General features: G+C 37.5%; 13 protein-coding genes. All 13 read left to right on the top strand.

From position 1 onward, the window contains the following. Positions 1-26 precede the first annotated feature (26 nt). The 13 genes from ACZ430_RS05030 (at position 27) to ACZ430_RS04970 (ending at position 20,472) form a co-directional block, all read left to right on the top strand. Complete coding sequence (locus ACZ430_RS05030; RefSeq protein ID WP_297212841.1) at positions 27-1,946, top strand: hypothetical protein; 1,920 nt, start codon at positions 27-29, stop codon at positions 1,944-1,946. Between the two features lie 11 nt (positions 1,947-1,957). After that, positions 1,958-4,060 (top strand): S8 family peptidase, encoded by a 2,103-nt coding sequence (locus ACZ430_RS05025; protein WP_297212839.1) that lies wholly within the window; start codon positions 1,958-1,960, stop codon positions 4,058-4,060. Positions 4,061-4,225: 165 nt separating this feature from the next. Further along, positions 4,226-9,529: a hypothetical protein gene (locus tag ACZ430_RS05020; protein WP_297212837.1), complete on the top strand. Its 5,304-nt coding sequence runs from the start codon at positions 4,226-4,228 to the stop codon at positions 9,527-9,529. Between the two features lie 11 nt (positions 9,530-9,540). After that, a complete protein-coding gene (locus tag ACZ430_RS05015) occupies positions 9,541-11,538 on the top strand; it encodes a fibronectin type III domain-containing protein (protein ID WP_297212835.1) in 1,998 nt (665 codons plus the stop codon). An 83-nt stretch (positions 11,539-11,621) separates the two neighbouring features. Then, positions 11,622-12,146 (top strand): hypothetical protein, encoded by a 525-nt coding sequence (locus tag ACZ430_RS05010; RefSeq protein ID WP_297212833.1) that lies wholly within the window; start codon positions 11,622-11,624, stop codon positions 12,144-12,146. A 20-nt stretch (positions 12,147-12,166) separates the two neighbouring features. After that, on the top strand, positions 12,167-12,580 hold the full coding sequence (locus ACZ430_RS05005) for a hypothetical protein (protein WP_297212831.1): 414 nt from the start codon (positions 12,167-12,169) through the stop codon (positions 12,578-12,580). Positions 12,581-12,724: 144 nt separating this feature from the next. Beyond that, the gene (locus ACZ430_RS05000) at positions 12,725-13,993 is read left to right on the top strand and encodes a hypothetical protein (protein WP_297212829.1); all 1,269 of its coding nucleotides are present in this window, start codon (positions 12,725-12,727) and stop codon (positions 13,991-13,993) included. A 136-nt stretch (positions 13,994-14,129) separates the two neighbouring features. After that, the gene (locus ACZ430_RS04995; protein ID WP_297212827.1) at positions 14,130-14,609 is read left to right on the top strand and encodes a CARDB domain-containing protein; all 480 of its coding nucleotides are present in this window, start codon (positions 14,130-14,132) and stop codon (positions 14,607-14,609) included. Positions 14,610-14,637: 28 nt separating this feature from the next. Further along, positions 14,638-16,062 carry a right-handed parallel beta-helix repeat-containing protein gene (locus ACZ430_RS04990; RefSeq protein WP_297212825.1) on the top strand — a complete coding sequence of 475 codons (1,425 nt, stop codon included), beginning with the start codon at positions 14,638-14,640 and terminating at the stop codon, positions 16,060-16,062. A gap of 65 nt (positions 16,063-16,127) precedes the next feature. Then, positions 16,128-16,604, top strand: a complete 477-nt coding sequence (locus tag ACZ430_RS04985) for a hypothetical protein (protein WP_297212823.1) — start codon at positions 16,128-16,130, stop codon at positions 16,602-16,604. A gap of 19 nt (positions 16,605-16,623) precedes the next feature. After that, complete coding sequence (locus ACZ430_RS04980) at positions 16,624-17,184, top strand: hypothetical protein (protein ID WP_297212821.1); 561 nt, start codon at positions 16,624-16,626, stop codon at positions 17,182-17,184. Positions 17,185-17,276: 92 nt separating this feature from the next. Beyond that, positions 17,277-17,831 carry a hypothetical protein gene (locus ACZ430_RS04975; RefSeq protein WP_297212819.1) on the top strand — a complete coding sequence of 185 codons (555 nt, stop codon included), beginning with the start codon at positions 17,277-17,279 and terminating at the stop codon, positions 17,829-17,831. Positions 17,832-17,889: 58 nt separating this feature from the next. Next, on the top strand, positions 17,890-20,472 hold the full coding sequence (locus tag ACZ430_RS04970; RefSeq protein ID WP_297212817.1) for a hypothetical protein: 2,583 nt from the start codon (positions 17,890-17,892) through the stop codon (positions 20,470-20,472). The last annotated feature ends 20 nt before the right edge of the window (positions 20,473-20,492 follow it).

The following is a 20,492-nucleotide window of genomic DNA, read 5'->3' as shown; positions in this document are numbered from 1 at the left end:
TGAGATAAATTTAGGAGGTGGTGCAGATGGCTTTATCGATTTTAGTTGTAGGAATTTTAATGGTCTTTTTTTCCTTATGCTGGTCTGAGGAATCAAGAGGACAGGTTAAGATTATTTCACCTCAAGAAGGTTTAGAAATTATATCAAAAAAACCAGAGCTTAAAGTTGAACTTGAAGATTCATTAAAGCGCGAATCTATTGTTGTCCTTTTTGACGGCACAGATGTTACTCAATTAATTAAATTCACTGAAAAGGGTTTTGAATTCAAACCATTTAATATTGTACCACCAGGTAATCATACTTTAACCATTACTGCGAAAGATAGAGAAGGCAATCCAATTGAGAAAACAATTTCATTTAAAACCAAACACACTGAGGCTTTTGATGAGGCCTATTCAAATAACAATGCAACCATAATATATCAGGGTATTCTTAAAAGACCCGAAGATTTTACAAATACGCCTACATCAAAGCTTGAAGGAAATTTGAGTTCTCAAACAAAATTGAAAAGTCAGGTATGGGAATTCAACTTTAACACCAACTTAAGATATCTTGACCAAAACAAACCTCTCGGAGCACCTCAGAAAAAAGGATTAGAAGTAGTTAATTGGATATTAACAGGACAGTATAGCAAAGATTTATTCAAGGCAAAGGCAAATATAGGAGATATTCAGATTACAGAAACGCCTTATACAATTTCAGGACTTTCAAGAAAAGGTGGCTTATTTGGTTTTGAATACGACATTTTTCAATTGAGTGCCTTTACTGTTAAAAGTGAGGCTGTCTATGGTGGAAGAGGCGGTACAGGTATTGAAACTTCCTCGGAAGACCATATAAAAGGTGTATCAGCAGGAATAAAGCTTTTCGATAAAAAAATGGAGATTAAAAACGTTTACATTACGGGAGGTGAACCATCAACAGGTTTTGGAATTTCAGGAGCTGGAGGAAATAAAAAAGGAGAGGTCTTTGGTGTTTTAATGACTTCTAATTTTTTTGAAAGTAAACTAAACACTGATTTTGAGCTTGATTTTTCAAGATACGACCCTGATGTCTCCGATGAATTTGGCAAAGAAAGCGATAAAGCCTACAGAGCAAAGTTTTATGGCAATATAGATAGATACACCTATGAGGCAATGTATGAATACATTGGACGAGATTATCAAGTAGTTGGTAACACAATACAGAAAGACAGACAGGGATTAAGTCTGAGGGGTGGTGCTAACTGGGACTGGCACTCATTAAATCTTTTCCTCTCAAGATATAATGACAATGTCAGAAAAGATGCACTATTTCCAAGAATATACAATACCCAATTTACTGCCGATTATGCCTTCAACAAAATTCCTCAACTTCCTATGGGATTGAGTTATCAGAAAACCATACAGAAAAGCACTAAAGAGCCAGAAGCAACGAAAAAAATACATCTTGAGACAGACACCATAGCAGGCAGGATTAACTACAGCATAGATAAATTTAATATAGGGCTCACAACTTCTCTGTCTTCAATGAATGATAAAACTCCATCAAATAATGACAGTACTTCAACAAACTATACTCTAACACCTGTCTATACAGATGTTAATTACTCCATAAGCACAAGTTTTTCTCTCAATCAATCAAAGGTAAAGCTTACAGGCGTGAGAACAGACACATACACAAGTAATGTTGACTTTAGAACTAAATTTTTAGACCAGCGAGCATCTTTTGATTTAGCAGGTACATATACGATTACAAAAGCCAATGATGGCTCATCAAATAACAGAAATTTAAGCGGAACAGCTCAGATTGCCTATGACCTTGCTAAATTCATAAAAGATTATGCAAAGCCAGTTTTAGCTTTAAAGGCGACTTATTCAAAAATCAAGGATAAGATAAATCCATCTTCAAATAATGATGAATTTGTACTTTATCTTGTATTTACAACTAACATACCATTTTCATTTTAAGGAGGAAGAGAATGAAAAAAATTAGCTTTGTAATATTGCTCTTAATCATTTTTCTTTTTGTTTCTCTATCTTTCGCAGGTGTAACTGCCAGTGTAAGCAAAAGCAATATTCCAAGAGGACAGGCAAGTATTGTGACTGTGAATTATCATATAACAGCTCCTAATTATACTCCATGTTATCTAACTTCTAACAGCGGAATATTTTTTTCAGGGAGTACTCAAATTGCTACAAATTCAAAGAGTTTAACTATAAACATACCAAGTGGAGTTTCCTCAATTACTGCTTCCGAGTATCTCAGCATTCCAGTCTCTGTTATTGAAAGAGCCATCAAAGGGGGTTCAAATAAATTAATTTATCAGAGAATTTTTAATCCTCAAAACTGTTTTGGAGCAGCAAATCCTTCTTCTTCTGTCTCCTTCACTATTACCTCTGATGCAGCAGCTGATTTTGATATCAAGCGAATAGAGCTTTATTTTGAAAACCGTCGTGCAGAGATTACAATACCAAAAAACTATAAGGGACTTAAAGCTTTTGCAGACATTAAGTTTACAGGTTCAGGGCTACTTAAAGGCTACTGGGAAGTAGATGGAAGAATTCTCAGCTATGTAAATCAACATATAACTTACGGACGAGAAGTTACTCTTCAGACACCGACCATACCTCCTTTGCCTACTTTTGAAGCAGGTACTCATACAGTTAGATTTGTTATCACAAACCCTTCTGTTGACATTCCTATTCCCTCAGCCCTTTATTTTGTAACAACTCAGGAAGTAAAGGAAATATTTAAAATAAAGCTACTCAATCCCGAAGACCGCACAAAGCTTGACTTTAACCCTCAGAAATTCACATGGGAAAAACTTGATGGGACAATGCTTTATCTTATACAGTTTTTTGAGACCAAAGATTCGAAGCCAATATTCTCTGCATATACAAAGGAAGCATTTTATAATTTGCCAGAGTTTATTCTTAAAAAGATATTCCAGCCTGGTAAAACTTATTATTGGAAAGTCATAGGCTTTGATGAAAGCAACAACACAGTGGGAGAGAGTAATGCTTGGGAATTCTCATTTAATGCAAGTGCTTTTGTTCCTGGGCAGATAATTATTGCTCTTTCAAAATCTGATTTCTCAGAGGGCTTTATTGAAGAAATAAAGCGTAAATATGACTTGGAGGTTCTTGATTTTTTTCCTTTAGAATCGGCTGATTCTTTTGTTGTTCTCCTTAGAACTGAAAGGAACATATTTGAGAAAATTGACCAGCTTAAAGGTGAAAGCAAGATAATTATTGCCCAGCCGAACTTTATATTTCAGACCTTTTCAGAACCAATGAGAAAACTTCAATATGCCTTTGACCTGATGAAAATTGATAAACTACATAATTTTTATAAAGGCAAAGGCATAAAAGTGGCAATTATTGACACAGGTGTTGATTTTGAACACAAGGATTTAAAGGACAGAGTAGTTTTCACTAAAAACTTTGTAAAAAATGACTCTTATAAGAGAGAGATTCACGGAACAGCTGTGGCGGGTGTAATAGGAGCAAATATTAATAACTTCGGCATTTGTGGTGTTGCACCCGAAGCAGAGATATACGCTTTAAGGGCTTGTAGCCAACTGGGAGAAAAAGCAGAAGGTAGATGCACCAGTTTAAGTATTGCTCAGGCTATGGATGAAGCTGTAAAAAAAAATGTAAGAGTTATAAATATGAGCTTTGGCTCTTCTAATTATGACAGTCTGTTGAGCAAACTAATTGATTCTGCAGCAAAGGCAGCTATTTTTGTAGTAGCACCTGCCTCAAAAATGGGTAACTCAATAACCTTTCCTGCCTCTCATCCAGAGGTAATCTCTGTTGGAGGGATTGACGAAAAGGGAAATCCCTATCCTTCACGAGAAATAGCAGAAAAAGCAAAAGTTTTAGCCCCTGCTGAAAAGATATTTACCACATTTCCGAGTGATAAACACAATTTCATCTCAGGGGTCTCTCTTTCTTCAGCCTATGTTAGTGGACTTTTAGCTTTGTATTGTGAAAAAGGAAACAGTAAAAAACTCCCAACCTTCAAAGGTAATCTTTGCAGATGGGAAGAGGAATTATTTGGAATTCCTCTGTGCGATTAGGAAAAGAAAAGAAGAATTTTTTCTCTCAATAGATGCGAATAATCTATAAGAGAGATAATTATATTTTTTCACTAACATAGGCATTAATAGTAGATAAACCCGTTTGCAAGTTCTTGATTTTCAAGGATAGGCAGGCTTAGAAAATCTTCAAAATTTGGAGGTAAAATGAAACGCCTAACTCTTCCGATTTTATGCTTTTTGCTTTTTACATTGCTATCTCTCTTCCTTTCATCAAATCAAATCTCTGCTCAATCACCGGCAACAATGGTTCCGGGAGGAACTTCTGTCCCTGATATAATTTCAGTTTCTCCCTCAACCTTAGTTCAAGGTCAATCATATACTCTTAATCTCACTACAAGAAATTTTAGCCCTCGCATGCAGGTTTCCCTTGGAGAAGGTATAGAGATAACAAGACAAACTGTTACTGGAGATAATTCAGTTAATGTTAACATTAGCGTGTCTCCAAGGGCATTCTTAGGAAGACGTAATTTAACAATCCATTACGGAAACTCTGTATACAGAACCTCAGCTTTTATAACAGTTGTTGCTCCTCCTCCCACATCGAGACAGCCCTCTGGACAACCACCGACAGCTCCCCAGCCTAAAGTTACGCCTACTGTTACTATGCAGCCCTCTATATTTAATGCCTCCCCTAATAAACTTGAACAAGGCAGGATCTATCAACTAACAGTTATAGGTAATAATTTCATTGAGTCAATGGAGCTAAATTTTGGAGAAGGGATAAGCATAAAGGATAAATTCAATATTGTCAATCCTTCTACAGGCAAGATAACTGTTGAAGTTTCTTCAAAAGCCCAATTAGGCTCAAGACAGATTCAATTCCGCATTAATACAAGTCAACCATGGACAGATACGCAGGCTTCTTTATTAATTGCCTCTCCACCTAAAAAGATATTGACCGAAATTACACCTAAATTTGATGGAATAGGCAAAGTTTTTTCTAAAGGTGTGATAATTCTTGAAAAACCAAATCCTTTCTTAGATGGACCTGACCACGTAAAAATACCACAAATGCCTTTTCTTGATGACTCTACAGTATTCACCTGGAGAGAACAAAATCCAGGGCTTGCAGAGTGGTTTGAACTGAGAATAGTTGATAAAAGCGGTAATGTGATTATAAAAAAACGAATTGATCCTCTTGAGTTCCTATACAATGGTATGAAGGTTAAAATGCCCTCTAAATTCTACAGACCAGACCCTGCTTTTCTTGCTGAATTGCTCTCGAAAATAAAGGGCAAAGCAGTGGAGGCTCAATCCTTATCTCCTGCAGCACAGCAGCAATCTTTAATAAAATCAGGACCTCCATCAGGACAAACTTCTTCCTCTGGTGCTTCACAAAAAAAGGAATCAGAACTGGATAAACTTATTAAACAGGCAGACCTTTTATGGGAAGTGGCTGGATACAGAGCTTATAGCAAGACAGGCGAAGAAAAAAATAACTTAGAGCGGTTATCATCTCAAAGTAAAATGTCTGCATCTACGGAAATTGAAAATAAAGGTAAAAGGGATGATGTCTTAGAGATAGAAGTGGAGATTTCCGAAAGATGGCCTCTTAAAACCCCAATGTCTCCCAATGGCTTAGGTGCTTGTCCTTTAGATAAAAATGTTCCCTTTGCTCTCACCAATGTTAGTGCAGGCAAAGGTGGAACACAAGTAAAAATGGTTAATTATCCAGGAGATATTTTTGTTCTCACTGGAACAGTAAATCTTTCCAAGTCGCCCTATTCTGCTCAGGTCAATAATATACCAGGAGAGAAAAAGGGAGGATGTCAACTTAATGTTGGAGAGTATGAATTTAAGAATCTTTTTGTTGACTGGGGAGATGGAACAGTTGAGACTTTGAATATACCGGCAAATCCTAATATGTGTTCCCTTGGCTTTTTTCAGAGAGGTGGTAGCAGTCTTGGTGAGTCTACTCTGAAGTTACCCTCAACAACAGATATGGCAAACAGAGTTCAGCATAAATATGCAGATACGGGTGTATACAAAATTAGAATATATCAGCTCGCAAAGGAAGATTTACAACATATAAATCCCTCAGAGCTTGCAGCAGGCGTTGATGGTGGAGGTATGAATTCTTACTATCTGACCTTAGGATTTAAAAGAAGTAGTAAATCCGATTTAACTCAGGTTGCTGAACGTGCTTTTATGCTTTACTGCCATGAGGTAGTTATTGACCCTTACAAAGACATGGCAGCCTTCGGACCTCTAAACTTAAAATCCATAGAAATCAAATTTCCCGAAAAGGGAGCAGTCACACAGGGACAAACATCTACAATCCAAGATAGGGCAGCATCTCAAGCTACTAAGATAGTAAAACAACAGGATACTACAAAAGGAAAAGTATCAGTAGACAAAACTAAGGTTCAGGACTTAAAAGCAAAACCAACGGGAACGGACTCTGAAAAAGACTCCTCTACCACTTCTACCTGTGATAAGTCCTTTCAGGCACAGGCAGTGCTTAAATACTATGGTACTGGGAAGGTTCGTATAAAGTGGACGGATGTAACTCTTAAAAAAGTAATCGGAGAAGAGGTTGTCAGTATCAGTTCTAAACCAAGAACAGGTGATCCAACCAAATGGACAGAAGACAATATAATAGTAGATTCTAAAATATTCAACTCTCCCTTCCTTAATACAGACACTGTTGGAGTCAAGAGACTTTTTATGGAGGCAGAGGTTATTCCAGATATTAAAAATCCTGAGTTTGCAAAAACGATATCTAAGGTTATAGGGAACATGAAAAAGGAAGACATCACCATAGGCAATATGACTCTGAATCAGGTTGCTCTGAATAAAATGAAGGTTGGCTTTATAAGTCCTTCAAAAGAATCCAGCTCAAATACTCCACCGGTGGTTTATTTAGAACAAAAGCCTCAGATGCAAAGCTTGACCATTGCTAAGGAACCTCCACTCTATGTTTCCGACGGAGAGTTTTATAAAGTTGTTGAGGCTGATTCAACTAAGCCCTGCAAATTTGTCTTTCCTGTAGCAGATGGAAGTTATGAAATATACCTTGACCAGACAAAGTTGAAATCTCAAGGAGGAGTTCACTCTGGTTCTGGAAAACTCAAAGCTTATCTAAACAACAGTGCTTCTTCAGCAGGTGAATACGCAGTAGCAGTTGATTTCAACAATTGGGCAGTGCCTGATGGAGTTAATGTAAAAAGCGGAACAAAGCTCACAGGCAAGCCTCTATCAGATAGCATAAATGCTCAGGGAATAACTGGTAATATCACTTTGATTGAAGGTATTGCAGGGGAGAAGATGGATGCAACTTTGAATTTAAGCCTTAGCAACAAAAACTTACACAAGCCGGGAACTACGGATGTCCATGAGTGGAAAGGTTTAAAATCAAGGCTTTATGCAAATGGGGACTGGTATAAAAAAGATTCTCTACCTGAAAGTGCCATAGGATGGAGCGGATTTTTAATAAGCTCCAATGATATAGCTTTTGATTTAAGTAGAAATGAAGGTGAGGGACCCGGTAGCTTTTGCGGTTCAGGGGCAAAGGAATGGGTTGGTATTCACTTGGGCAATGCAAAACTAAAGCCCTATGTGATGAATCTTGCATCATTAACAGTGCCTGTTAATGATTGGGTAATAAAGGATGACGGACTTTGCGGACAGATAAAAATGGATAATGTTCTAAAGGCACAAAAGTTAGGAGAAGGAACGGTTAGCATTAACTGGATAGATGCAAAGGTAAAAGGCGGGTACGTAAATGCAAAGTATTATCTGGATATTAATGTTCCTTGGCTTAATGTAAATCTTAAAGGTGAAGCAACTGCAATAGAATCTCAGTCAGTAAAGGAAGGAGTGATAGATTTTGCAGGGCTTAAGGCTTCTCCTGTAACGAGAAACTTTGGTCCTATAAGCATCTACGCTGAAAAGTTTCGCTTTGGTTTAGACCAAGGAGGATGGCGAGTCATTGCTGATACAAAATTTTCATTCAAGGCAGAGGGTGTTGCCTTTAATTCAAAGACCATATCTGTGCCTGAAATGAGATTTGGTATGAGTGGAAGGGCTTACTTTGATGAAAATGCAAATCCTAACAAAAAAATTGCTTTAGGAAGCATGCCTGCAAAACTTGGAAAGACTAATCTTGAAATAAGCTCTCTTAATTTGAATGCACCTCCAGGGGGAGATTCAAAGCTTAATCTTGCTTTTGACACAAAAATTAGACTCTCTAACTCTCCCGCAATGCCAGCAACTGATATTAAAGTCATCTACAACATAAAGGGAGCAAACTATTCAGGAAGCGGTCCTTCTGTAGAGCCTTTTACAGTAAAAGTAGCCTTTCCACCAGCACAACCAACTGTGGAGTCAAATATTAATCCTGTTTATACAGGTCCTTCGGGAGGAAATGCTGAAGGTGAAGGCATTAAAAGTTATCTTGTAGATGCTCAATCAATAGATACACTCTCAGTTACAGATGTAAATCCTGAAGTAATGGAGGAAGGTAAACTTTACGCTTTAAATTCGCAACCTCTTTTACTTGCGGCAGCAGACTCGAGCCCTCACGACCGATTTAGTGGCAGTGTTGACCTAGGCATGTTTGGTGGGCCAGCTCTAAAAGCCGAATTTAGACTTGGATATATGGGTGATGATGACTATTGGTTAACTCGTTTAACCTATGACCTTGGCTCAACAGGTGTAGCTATTTATCCGCCCTATATATATCTTTATCAAATTTCAGCTGGTTTGGGATATAATTTTGACGAATACTCCTTAGTCCAGTCCTCACTTAATTCAGCCACTCCGAAGGCGGATGGTAAAACTATATACATGGCAGGTATGATGGTAGGTTCACCTAATAGAGTTATATGGACACTTGATGGAAAATTCACAGTGAAACTTGGCGAAGTAGCAAGAATGGATTATAAAGCCTCTATCTTTAGTCTGGCTAATTTCACAGGATTCTTTAAATATGCAGGAGGAACTTTTACAGGAGGGCTTGGCGGTGGTATGGACCTACTGGGAGGCTTGGTAAAAGTGGATATACCACATCATGGGGGTGATAACTATGCAGCTAATCTGTATTTTGGCAAGGATAAATGGTATATAAATGCAGGCTCAGAGAATGACCCTATAAATGTTTTTATCCTCGTATCTGATACGAAAGGATACAACACCATAGGTAGCGATGGATACAAGATAGGTGGCGGTTTATCAGTTAACCTAAAAACAAATCCAGGACCTGTATACGGAAAGGTCACAGGAAGTCTAAAAGCAGGACTTGATTTTAAAGTCCCAGAGTTTAAAGTTTCAGGAACTGCAAAAGCAACTCTCTCTGCAGATGTTTGTGCTGATTTCTGGGTGGGAGAGGTCTGTATCGGACCTTCAGTGAATGTAAATGTAAATATGGGAGCTCTGCCTTTATACATGAATACAGAGGCATGCTTTGATTTTGAAGTAGATGAAGTTTGTGCAGGCTTCAGCTTATAGGAGGAAGGGATATGAAAAAAATATTAATCACAGTAATTTTTGTCTTAGGATTAATCTTTGCTGTAAATATAGAGGCAGCTCCGAAAAATACGAAAGAAAAAAGCAGTTTCTGGGCAGTCTCAGACGGCAGAGGAACAATTTCTCTTTTCTGGTTACCTGAAGATAAATTTCCAGAAGGTGGCTGGAGACTTGAAAGAGTAATGAGTGGTAAATCAAACGTTATAGCACAAAACTTAGCACCTGCCGTAAACACAGAGGCATTAAATAAATTAGACCCAAAGGAAGCACAGATTGTAAAAACCCTTTCAGAAAGGGCAAAACAGGGAATCATCAATAAAGAGGATTTGATAAGAATAAGGATTTTCTTAGGAATTAAGGCTTCTGAAAATCCAGTTTTGGCAGAGGCTCTTGGCATGAGTTATAAGGATAAAGATGGCATTCCAGGTAAACGAAATTACAGATTATTGGCTTTAGACAAAGTCGGTAAGGTTTTTAAAATCTTTGAGACAAAGCCATTAGACCCCAATGAAGCTTCACCATTGCCACTATCTCCTTCGAATTGTAAGGCTGAGGCAACAGATGAAGGCGTAAGACTACTCTGGCAAAGAGCTCTAAAAGAGCAAATAGTTCCTATTGTTGCCTACCATATAGAACGGCAAGGAAGCGATGGAAGCATGGAAATTCTTACCCCAAAGCCATTGATTGCAGCAAAGGGAAAGGCTGAGGATAGTTTCTCCTTTTTAGATGTTAATGTTTCTAAAGAGATGGAAGTAACCTATAGAGTATCCAGCGTTGATATATTCGGACGAAAAAGTGAAGCTGTTTCAGTAAAACTTTATGTGCCAGACAGAGAAGCTCTTTATCCACCAACAGATTTCATAGCAATAGAGGGAAAAAACAGAGTTGAACTTAAGTGGAAGCCAAGGAAGAATTCCTTAACTGCAGGTTACATAATAGAGCGTTCCTATCTTCATGATGGTCCCTATGAGGTAATTACACCCAAAATGCTTTCAGCCGATTCTTACAAATATGATGATAATAATGTTCTTGGAGGCACTGCCTATTTTTATCGCATTCGTTCAGTGGGACAGAGGGGAGATTTAGGTAGTCCCTCAAGGGTAATGATGGCACAGCCAAGCTCTGATAACCCACCTAAACCAGAAGGCTTAAAGGCAGATGTAGGCAGAACAAGGATAAGGCTTACATGGAATCCTGTAAAATTCCCTGTGGCAGGATATTTCATAGAGAGAAGGGCTTCAGGCTCTGAAAAATGGTCAAGACTCAATGGTAGACTTGTTCCTGAGACTCTTTACGATGACGAACTGGGACAGCAGAATTCTGGAAGGATAAGTTACAGAGTGATTGCTGTTTCCTTTGATAGTCTGGAAAGTAAGCCCAGTGAAACTGTGGAAGTAACTCTGAGAGATACAATTCCACCTCCCTCGCCAATAATTAATAGTATCATAGGAGACAATGGAAGGGTGACTATAGAGTTTGAGCCATCAATACCAGAGGAGGATTCCTTTCAGTTCATTGTTCTAAGAAGTGCCTCAGCAGAAGAGACAGGTATTGTAATTAGTGAGCCTTTATCAGCAGATAAGCGAAAATTTGAAGATTTAATGGTTGAGCCTGGAAATGACTACTGGTATCGCCTTGTGGCAATTGACAGGGCTGGAAATAGAAGCGAACTTTCAAGTCCTATAAGAGTGAGTGTTGCTGCTCCTGAAATACCAAAGCCTGAGAAGCCTTCTGTAAGACTTATAAAAGAGCCCTATCTTCATGCAGAGATAAAGTTTAATAAGCCACCAGAAGGGTCTGCCATTGTTGTCCAGGTAAAAAGAGCTGAAAACTTGCCATGGGTTGTGCTTGCAGGCCCGATGACAGATTCCAAAGAAGTTATTGATACAAACCTGTCTCCAAAAGGCAGGATTTCATACAGAGTAGTCCATTGTTTAAATAATGGATTGGAGAGTTCGCCTTCAGAATTTGTAGAGGTATTAGCACCATAATTTTTTAAAAAAATTTTTTGAACAATTGGGGATTTAAAGTATACTTTTTAAAAAAAAGAAATAAAAAAAGAAGGAGGTGAAGATTGAACAGAATGTTATTTATTATTATCGTTTTTTGCTTTTGCTTTACTCTCAGCGCTCAGGATAGCATCGGACAGCAAACGTTGAATGTGACGCCGCCAAAAGTTAACGAAAACATTCCAAAACCGCAACAGCAAGGGACACCTCAGCCACCAAAGGTTAATGAGAATATCCCCAAACAACAACCACCACCTACTGTAAAGAGTAGGGAATTTCGAAACATTGACTTTATAGCTATTCCCCAAAACCAACAGCCATCATCTGCATCAGGAAGTAGAGAGTTTCGAAACATTGACTTTATTGCTATACCCCACTCACGTAGTAGAGAGTTCACAAATATTGACTATATTGCTATTCCCCATGCAAGAAGCAGAGAATTTAGGAACATTGATTACTTTGCCATAGCACATGCACGAAGTAGAGAATTCCAAAACATTGACTATTTTGCTATTCCCCATGCTCGTAGCAGAGAATTTAGAAACATTGATTTTATAGGAGTAAAACATATTGATTTAGAGAGAAAATAAAAAATTAAAAGGAGAAAACAATGAAAAAAAAGATTCGCCCTTATTTAAAATCACTTTTTATCCTTGTAGTTTTATTAATTTTTAACAATGCTACCTTTGCCCATCCACCTTCACAAACAGTATTTCCTGATCTCGGGCATTTTGATATTTATGGCAAAATAACAGCACCAGACGGCTCTATTATCCGTTTTCCTGCGGATGCAAGGGTATTTGCTGAGGCACGTGATGTAATAGGGAATGTAATGCCAAGAGAATGTTTTAAAAACTCTAATTATTACGGAACAATTAATCCAACCACAGGAGAATATCATTTAATATTCCATATAGATACCAAAAAGGCTGAATGCAGAGAAGCATTTGATAAAGCACCAATAAACCCAAGTAAGATAAAAATAATAAATGCACCTTACGATTTAAAGCTAAAAAATCAATAGGAGGAAAGAGATGAGGATGACTGTAACTTGAACAACAATCAAATGGAAAGAAGCGGTACAGATATAAACGCACTGTTTAAGTAGATTTTACCCCCTCAGGAAGGTTTTCACTTCCTGAGGGGGAGAGTAAAGGAGGAGATTAGCATGTTTAGAAAAGGTCTATCCTTCATAATCTTTTCTTTTACTTTTGTATTTTTATTCACACTTCAAACGGAGTCAATAGAAAAATTCTACAAGAAAGATAACGTTAGCGAAGGGGAAGCTTCAAAGGAAATTGGAAAGGCGATTTTATCCATCGGTTTTTCAATGCCTGCAATAGGAAATGACCCATGTCAAGGTATGGAAAAAACCATAGGTGGAATGAAAAAATACAGTCCAAAGAGAGCTTCAGAAGTTACAGGTTTACCCACAAAACCATCTACATCTGTAGGAAGACAAGGGCAGATAATGGAAGGAGAAAGTTCACAGGTAATAGAATCGTACTCTTCTCAAAATGTTTGCTATGAGGGATATGACAGAGAAGGGAAAAAGTGTGTTGAAGCAATTGCTAATTCTGATGGAACGACAACTTTTAAAAATACTTCAGATAAAAGTTGCATAATTCAAATAGGAGATAACCATACATTAAGTTTAGCTCCAAAGTCTGAGATTACTACCAATACTCAAAAAGAAAAAAATAATCCCCTTACTGAGGGTTTAGGCAAAGCAAGGTCATGGTTGCTTGATAAACTTCCTGATTGGACAAAGTCAAGTCCTTCATCCCCCAAAGGTTCAGGAGTAGGAGTCAGAGGAAATTGTGACCCTGAAGGAATAGCTGGTGGTTGCATCATAAATGCAGGTTCTGGCTTAGTATTACCAACCCTGCCTGAGTATCTCAGTTTTATAGATGATTCAGAGAAAAAGGGATTAGCAACAAAGTTAAAGTGGAGTAGAATAAATCCCTCACCAGATAGCTCTGTACCTTCAGAAGGACCAAAACCAACAGAGACCTATCCTTCTCAATCTACTAAATCAGGCTATGAGAGGGAGAAAAGTTCCAAAACAGATAAAGGAGGAACTATTATAAATCCCTCAGATTCTTCATCCTCAAGAGGAGGCAGAAACATTGATTTCTGCGGAAGAAATCTACCAACTCCGGAGCAAGCTGCATCAATGGGATTTAATCCTGCAAAGATTACTGATCCTGCTAATCGTGACTGGACAGGCAGAATAGAACAGACTCAACAGGAAAGAAGCCTTATCTGGTCAAAAAGTATGAGAAATAACGATGGAAGCATAGTGAAGATAGAAAGAAGATATGTAGATGGCAAACTATCATCAATAAATTACACTTTTTATAATAAAGACGGAAAGCAGATAGGGATTGTTAGCTACGATAGTAAAGCTCGGGCTGTAAAAGGGGAGAGGAAATAGAGAAAAGTAAGATGGCTAAAAATTTTTTGAACAAATTGAGGGACAAAGCATACTAATTTATAAAACAAGAAGGGAGGTGATTTTTATTAAGTTTTTTAACAGTAGTTAGTTATTAAAAATTTAAGGGGGTATAAAAATGCTTAAAAAAATTTTTTTCCTTACGATTTTTACAGTTTTTATCTCAACAGGCAGTTTATCAGCAGAGGAAAAGAGTTTAACTTCTGACAAAGCAGACCTTATAGTTGAAAAGATAGTTATTAAAAGAGTAAAACAAACACCTACAGAAATATTTTTGGAAATAGCCGTTACTGTCAAAAATACCTCTTCAATACCTACTAAAAATTCATTAACTAGCGAAGGTAAAGTCAAATGCCCAGTCGGGTGTTTTCTTGTAAAGGTAAATGGTTCGTATTTTTTTGGTGATAGAGCAGTTTTGAAGCAGATTTATGAAGATAAATGTAAACCACTTAGTGCTGGAGAAACTGCTTCATTTACTGTGGGAGATGTAATAAATAGAAATATGAGTAAGGTTTCTTACACAGTTACAGTTGACTCTCAAAACTGGATAAAAGAGTCAAATGAATCTAACAATGAAAAGTCAGAAAGTTTAAAGTGATTTAAAGAATTTTAGAGATAAGAGGAAGATGTTAAAGATATTAAAAAAATTGACATGGCAAGTTTTGATAGTAAACTTTTTATTTACGTTTGTTTTAGTTTCTCTATCCTTTGCAGGTAATGTTTATTATGTTTCTCCAAGTGGAAGCAATTCCAACCCAGGAACAAAGGAAAAGCCATGGGCTACACCTGGGTATGGTTCAAGAAAACTGAAACCCGGTGATACACTGATTATTCAATCGGGCAAGTATGTTCTTCAAAAATATGAAGATGACATTATAAAACCTTCCTCTGGCAGAGAGAATGCCTGGATAGTCATAAAAGGAGATGAAAAAGCTCGTCCAGTTCTTGCAGGAAGAGATAATCTTTTAACAGCCATTAATCTATCAGGTGTAAGTTATGTTAGAATCGAAAATCTTGAAATCACCCATGACTCATCTGCAAAGGGTGGTTCCGTTTTCTTCAGAGATGGCATAGAAATATTAAATAAGCCTGCTTCTCATATTGTTTTAAAGGATTTATATATTCATCATATTGATGAGTTTGGTATGAATATTCAAGATGTAGATGACCTTCAGATTATAAATTGCAGAATAGAATACTGCGGTTTTGGAGCACTGGGAGGTCCTGCAGGAATGCATGGTGGATGGAAAAATGTGAAAATCCAGAGCTGTAGACTCTCTTATAGCGGGCATTACTATCAAGGAGGAGATGGTTCAAACCGTCCCTATGACCGTCCTGATGGCTTTGGCATAGAACCTTCAGCAGGTCCTGTGCTTATTGAAAATACAATTGCAGAGCATAACTATGGAGATGGCATAGACTCAAAGGCAGAAAATACAGTTATTAGAAAATGTGTAGTAGCAAACAATTCCTGCGATGGAGTTAAACTATGGGGCACAGGAAGCATAATTGAGAATACCCTTATTTATGGAAGAGGTGATGGGAAAAGTGAGGTAACACCCTGGGCAGCCATTGTGATTGACCAGGTGGAAAAACCAAATTCAACATTTGAAATTATAAATGTAACAGTAGATGATACACTTGGTGGAAACTATCTCATGTATGTTCAGTACGGAGTAAATGTGCCTGTGAGACTTCTTATTAGAAATTCTATATTTTCAGGTCGTGGTCCTAACTCTCAGATTTATATTGGAAATTCAGTAAAACTTGAAGCAGACCATAATCTATTTTATCTTCCAAAATCAGAGATTGTTCTTGAGCATGGAGGAAGAAATTATACTCAGAAAAACATTGGAAAACTTGGTGAGGGAAATATCTATGGTAATCCCCTTTTTATATTACCAGCATGGGGTTCAAATGGAGATTATCATCTTAAAGAAGGAAGCCCTGCCATAGATAGAGGCACATCTGATAAAGCTCCATTAATAGATTTGGATGGCAAACAAAGACCACAGGGTAAAGGATTTGATATGGGAGCCTATGAAAGATAGAAAAAATTTTTGAACAATTTAACTTTGGAAGATTACTAATTTGTAAAAAAAGAAGGAGGTTTAAGATGAAGACAGGTATCAAAATTTTATTAGTAGTAGTATTGGTTTTAAGCTTAGCAGGATTTATTTATGCAGAGGAGAAGATGACACTAAAGCCACTTAGATGTTGTATAGGTGGCACATATGATGGAATAACAAAAGATTCACCAAACTGCCCTTATGGTCCTAAGCCTGGGAAATTTACGATGATAATTCATCAGACAGATTGTGGTTCAGCTGTCTATGGAGAAGTTTTAGATATCGCAACAGGCGCTCCAAAGACAAAATTTGAAGGTACAGTAACGCCAATACCAAGGAGTAATTGCTGTATGCTCACAGGAAAAGCAAAGGGAGTACCTGGAACTCCTGATGCAGAATGTGTTCATGAAGTGAAGGCAAAAATTTGTAAGACCACTACAGGGAAGTGGGAAGTGATAAATGGGACATACACAGCAACTGCAGGCAAATGTTGTAGTGGCACTTTTTCTATGAAGCAAAGATAAAAATGGAAAGAGGGGCGGAATGCAGATTAAATATTTAATAATTTTTTTGTTATTGACTATATTTTTATATTCCAATGCTTTTTGTGAAAAAGCAAAAGAGGTCTCTCCAGCACCAGTAAAACCTTCAGACTCGACACAGCAGAGGATAGGACCACCTCCGATGCCAGACCTTATAATTGTAGGAGGGAGAATTGAACTTGTTGGCACTCCCTATATAAGTTTTGCAAGTGCTTGCAGAGGTGAATGTATCATTGCAAGGATAAAATTTCGCATAGAAAACCGTGGTAATGCTGATGCAAGGGAGAGATTCAAGGTTTCAATCATGCAACAACTTCCTTCACCTCCGGGAGCAGAACAGGAAGTTATGACAGACGACCCATTTATAAATGGTTTGAGACGCTCTGGAGTGGGCGAATTTTATGCCAATATTAATTGGCCTATATATTTTCCTTTAATCATGGCAGGTCAGAAAGTGAAAGTAAGAGCATTGGTGGACAGTCTAAATAATGTTAAAGAGAGCGATGAAGCTTTAAATTGGAGTGAATGGCTTGAGATTCAACTGCCAGAGAGAAGAAAGTAAAGTCAGAAAGGAGCTTAAGTATTTAAATAACTTGTCATTTGAAAAGAGTTGATTTTTAAAAATTTAATAATTAAAAGAAGGAGGCAAGAAAGATGAAAAAATTAGTAACAATCATATCATTAATGTTTATCTGTGCTGTTTTTGTTTTTTCTCTATCCTTTGCAGAACAACCAATGCAAATGAAAGAACAGGTTCAAAAACCAGTTACTCCGGGGCTTAAGCCTCCCATATCTTATAAGACTGATCTTGCCGTGGATAATATTTATGCAGCCAACTGTAAGACTAATTGTGATTTAAATGATGTAGATGCTTTTTATATGAACAAAATAATAGTTACTGTTTCTAATGGAAGTGGTGGAGTAGAGGTCAGCGCTGAGGTTAAAATTACCTATTATGACCTTGGACAGGGACGTTCTGTAACAGTGACAAAAACTATTTCCAGTATAAAGCCTTATCCCACAAATCCATGGGTAGTTGATGTAACAATGGTTGACAGGCCAGTTCTTGTAAAAAAGTCAACGGGTATAAGAGCAGAAGTAAAACCTATCAGACCTTTTCCTGGAACAGATATAATAGGCACTGTTACTGACTCTAATCCTTCCAACAATGTTAAGACAGTGCATCAATGTGATGTAATGATATATTAAAATTTTTTACTTCTATAGGAGGCTAAACGCCTCCTATAGAATATTAAAGGAGATTTAAATGAGTCTTAAAGCTTTTATAACAGTTATTTTGGTAATAATTATAGGATTTTTTCATTACTCTTTTTCTGAGCAGAAACCTTTACAGAAGTCTTCAGAATCAACAATTAAAAATCCCTCATCATCTAAGCCTGAAGAACAAAAACCTGTTACAAAACCATCCTCAAGTCAGGTTCAGAGGCAAGAGGGAACAAAAACAGAGTTTTATGACTTAGAAATAAGTGATATTTATTTAGATAAAGATAATAAAATATGGATTGTTTTGAGGCTTTTACAGGGAAGCATTTCTCAGAGTGATTATGGAAAAATAAAGGTTTCTTTTAATATTCCTTCCTTGGGAAGTAGTCCTGAAATAGAATTAAACAGAATTGACCCTGCAAGAGAGTTAAATATAAGGAAAAGAAAGGAAATTAATACTAATCTGATTTTGAAAAAAGAAGAAACAGTTATCTGTGAACTTAAAAACATTACAGACAAAAATTCTCAGAATAATCTTTTAAAGAAAAAACTCATGCCGCAGTTTTCTTCTTCACAAATGATTATGAAAGAAAGCAAACTACCACAAGAATCCAGACCAGAGTTAAAATCAGAGACTAAAATTGAAGAAACTCAGAAGAGAATTCCTTCAACCTCATCCGGTAAGATGGTTCCCCTCTCCACTCAACTCCCTGAAGTATTAAATATTTTGTGGTGTCCTGGATTAGGAGCTCAGAGTTCTCCAGTATATAATGAATTGTCTTTAGAATATGATATTAATTCAGACTCCTATGGTTTGAGTCTTGAGTGGAATATATTTGCTATTGAGGATTTCAAGCAGATTAATATAAAGATAGTTTATGTGGATGACGCAGGCAGAGAAAGACGTATTGATGAATTCAGCAGAGGGCTGAATCAGCCACCAATATATTTCGTGAGTTACCGACAGATTTTTGATTATCTAAAGCGTAATCGCATAATTACAAAGGTAGAACCTTGGAAGACTTATAAGTTTAAGGTTACAGGTACGGTAACCATAGAGAAACCTTCTTCACAAGGAGGCACAGGGACAAGAGCAACTATTGCCTCAGGAACCCAGACAGCAACCCAGCAGGTAACGGGTCCCCAAGGGGGAAGCCCCACCCGAAGGGTTATTCCAACCAATAGCTTTGATGTTTACTGGTTTGTAAAACCAGAGGAGAATAGAACTGTCCAGCCTCCAGCCTCTCGCTACCAGCAACTTCAGGCAGGGATTTATATCACTCCTGAGGCTACTGCAAATAGCGAAGGAAAATTTAAGATGGAATCTTTTGGTTCTCATATCTCAATTGCAGCAGGTAAAAAAAGGCAACATTGGGATGAAAGCTGTTCACTGGGAATTTACTTTAGCAATTTTTATCTGGTAATTGAGGATGCGAATAATTTTGATACAAAATGTTCAGTAAGTTTCATTGGATTTTATCATCGTTTCTCTCCATTTTCTTTGGCAGGACAGTCTTTAATAATAGGCACTGCAGACAATACAGGCTCGATAGGATACTCGCGGGATGGTGTCTCAGCCAATTTTTCTTTATTAAACGATTTCTTAAATAATCGTTCTTGCAGAAATATTTTTCCTCAGCCTGAAGGTAAGACATTCAGAATTTGGGCCTATGCCGATGCAAAGGTTTATTTTGAAAAGCCAGGCAAGAGATGTCTGATTTGCCCAGAGACTGGCTGTCAGTATAAAGGAGATAAAGTTACTGAGAATTATTTTGTCTATTCTGAACCCAAGTATATCACCCTTTATAAACCTGAGGATATACCACCTGCTAGTCGCACACCTGCTGAGCAAGATTTGACTGGTTTTAAACCACAGACTTTGCAACTAAATCATCCTATATCAACTATAAATATTACCCAAACCCAGGGGCAAGTATCAGAAGTTATATCTCAGGTTCAGGGTGCAAGGATTGGAATAGGTAAACCTTTAAGCGTAAGCTGGAGAGATGGGATTCCAGCACAGACTTTGATTTACTTTGTAATAGAGAAATTTACCAACAACGGATGGCAAGAGGTAGAGAAAATTGAGCATACCATTGCTGAAGGAGAAAGTAGTTTTTCATTGATTCCTCGAACTAATGCAAGTTCTTTAGGAGGTTTCAGTAAAGGCACTTATCGGCTCTGTCATTATTATGTTTACAATAGGGCAGTTCCTTTTGCGAGCCAGCGTTCAGACTGGGTATATTTCCAATCAGTACCTCCAGCGCAACGAGTAAATTTAAAATTAAGTGAGCTTCGCACCACTCCGAGCCGAAACCATCGCAGTCTAAGTTTTAGGATAAAGAATATCTCTCCCTATGACCTTACTACGGAATATGCTCAGTATGTATTGGTAAAGGTACAGTATAGCAATAGCAACTCTGCGGCATACTATAGAATCCCAACGCCTATTCCAGGTATCCCAGTTAGTGGAGAAGCCTCTTCTTTAGCAGGAATGGGGATATTAGTAGAGTTGCCTGAATCATTTGATTTACCAGAGAACGCATACACAATAGTTGTCCTTACAATAGAAGATACAGAAGCTTGGACAGGAGATACAATTACAAGGGATTTCGTAACATATTAATAGAAAACAAGTTTTTAGGG

The sequence above is a fragment of the Thermodesulfovibrio sp. TK500a genome (assembly GCF_055381765.1).
This window is presented reverse-complemented; position numbering and strand designations above follow the sequence as displayed.